Genomic DNA, 1,969 nt, shown 5'->3' with positions numbered 1-1,969 from the left:
CCGAAGTTACGTCTGTCTGAGACGCCGGAATCCCCGTGTTTGCGGGGATTCCGGCGTTATTCGTAGGTGGTTTTCTGGCTACTTGGCCCAGGTGGCGAGGTGCTGGTCGATCAGGTCTTGGGCTTGGCGCTGGATGGGGGTCGGCAGCGCGGTGAGTTCGAAGGTGGCGGTGGTGCCGGCCGCGCGCAGGCTGTTGCGGGTCCGGGTGGCCAGGTGGGTGAGCAGGGCGCGGAAGCTGTAGGCCGGTGTGCCGTCGGCGAGGGTGCGGGTGGAGGCCTTGGCTTGGGCGGTGTCGGATCGGGTGGCTGCGGTGACCGGGTTCTCGGGTGTGGGACGGTTGTCGTCGGTGTAGGTCAGTGGCGCCCAGGCCTGGCGCAGGTGCCAGGTGAGGTGTCCGGCGAGCATGCAGAGGAAGACGTGGGCGCGGGTGCGGTCCTCGGTGCGGTGGTGGATCGGGCGGATGAGCAGGTCCACGGATTTGAGTGATTTGAAGATTTTCTCCACGTTGGCCAGGGATTTGTAGGCGCGCACGGTTTCGGCCGCGTCCAGGGTGGCGGCAGGCAAGCTGGTGCGGATGACGTAGATCCCGTCCAGGGCCGCTTCGGCGTCAATCTGTTCCTGCCGGCGGGTGTAGGTGAGCGTGGTGTCGTCGATGGTGACATCGAAGTGTTTGGCCATTTTGTATTTATCGATGACTTTGCCGGCCTTGATGCCGATCTTTCCGGCCCCGGTAAGTCTCCCGGCGGTCACCGCGGCGGTGACGGTGGCGAGTTCGGTCTCGGTGGCGGTGAGCAGTTCGCCGCGTTTGCGGGCGCGTTCGGCGGCCAGGGCGGGGTTGCGGCAGGCGATGAGGCGCTCGTTGGGGTAGTCGGGGTGGCTGATTTCGGCCAGGTCCTGCTGATCGAACAGGCTCATCTGCAGGGGCCCGTCGTCGGCGGCCAGTGCGGCGATGGCGGGGGCGCGCAGGCAGGTCACCCAGGCAAGCCCGCCGGTTTCCTTCAGCGCCCGGATGCGGGCGGCGGTGATCATGCCGCGGTCCCCGACCATGGCCATCTCGTCCACGCCGGCGAGGTCCTTGATCTCGCCGGCGATGGTGGTGAACGCGGTCGGATCCGCGGTGTTGCCGGGGAAGACCCTGACGGCGACGGGGACGCCGTGGCGGTTGGCGAGCATGCCGTACTCGATCTGCTCGACGCCTTTCTTCCGGTCGCGGGAGTAGCCGCGCGCGGCCAGCGGGTTGTGGTGCCCGGTCACCCAGGACGAGGACAGGTCGAACAGCGCCAGTTTCTGCGGGTTCGCTTCCGGGCCGAGGTAGCGGGCGGCGAGCTGCTTCTCGATCCGCGGTTGGCGGGCGAGCAGCCAGTCCATCGCCGCGTACGCCTCGTCCGTGGTCACCGGTCCCAGGTCCGCGGCCAGGGTGGTGTCTTCGAACCAGCGCAACGAGGCCAGTTTCGAGGCCGGGGCGCAGACCCGGGCGGTGATCAGGCCCATCGCGATGTCGCGTTCCCGGCAGGCCGGGCCGAGCAGTTTCTCGAATCCCAGGCCCCGGGCCATCCGCGCCACGGCGTCGACATGGCCGGCCGGCAGCGACCGGGTGATCTCCATGCCGGCGGTGGCCTCGACGAGGGTTTTGCCGGCCAGTGAGGCACGCAGGTCCTCGACCGCCTGCTCCGGCAGCGCCGCGAGGTTCGCCAGCGTCTCGTGCTTGACCTTGCCCCCGTCGCGGTAGGAACGGCGCAAAAGCACCGACTCGTACTCGACGGTTTCCCCGGCCTTGTTCACCCGCCGCGACTTCGTCCGGGCTACATGCACTGCCTGCTGCGTCTTCGCCATGCCATGATCCTACTCCTGGGTCTGGCGCAACGACGGTACGACACACCACAATTTAGTGGCTACAAACGGTGGTACAAAAGAGGGCTGATCACCCGGAACCACAAGGAACCAGGGCGATCAGCCCACGTAACTTCGG

Annotated in this window: 2 protein-coding genes; one reads left to right on the top strand and one right to left on the bottom strand. The window is 67.5% G+C overall.

Going from position 1 to position 1,969, the window contains the following annotated elements:
* Positions 1-78: 78 nt before the first annotated feature.
* Positions 79-1,782 carry an IS1634 family transposase gene (locus B0G38_RS23120; protein ID WP_413542108.1) on the bottom strand — a complete coding sequence of 568 codons (1,704 nt, stop codon included), beginning with the start codon at positions 1,780-1,782 and terminating at the stop codon, positions 79-81.
* Here B0G38_RS23120 and B0G38_RS23390 point away from each other — a divergent pair.
* Positions 1,775-1,840 (top strand): twin-arginine translocation signal domain-containing protein, encoded by a 66-nt coding sequence (locus tag B0G38_RS23390; RefSeq protein WP_413542107.1) that lies wholly within the window; start codon positions 1,775-1,777, stop codon positions 1,838-1,840. The genes B0G38_RS23120 and B0G38_RS23390 overlap by 8 nt on opposite strands.
* Positions 1,841-1,969 lie beyond the last annotated feature (129 nt).

This window comes from Crystallibacter permensis (genome assembly GCF_025960875.1).
Taxonomy (GTDB): Bacteria; Actinomycetota; Actinomycetes; order Actinomycetales; family Micrococcaceae; genus Crystallibacter; species Crystallibacter permensis.
The sequence above is the reverse complement of the archived record's forward strand: the minus strand, read 5'-3'. Positions and strand labels throughout refer to the sequence as shown.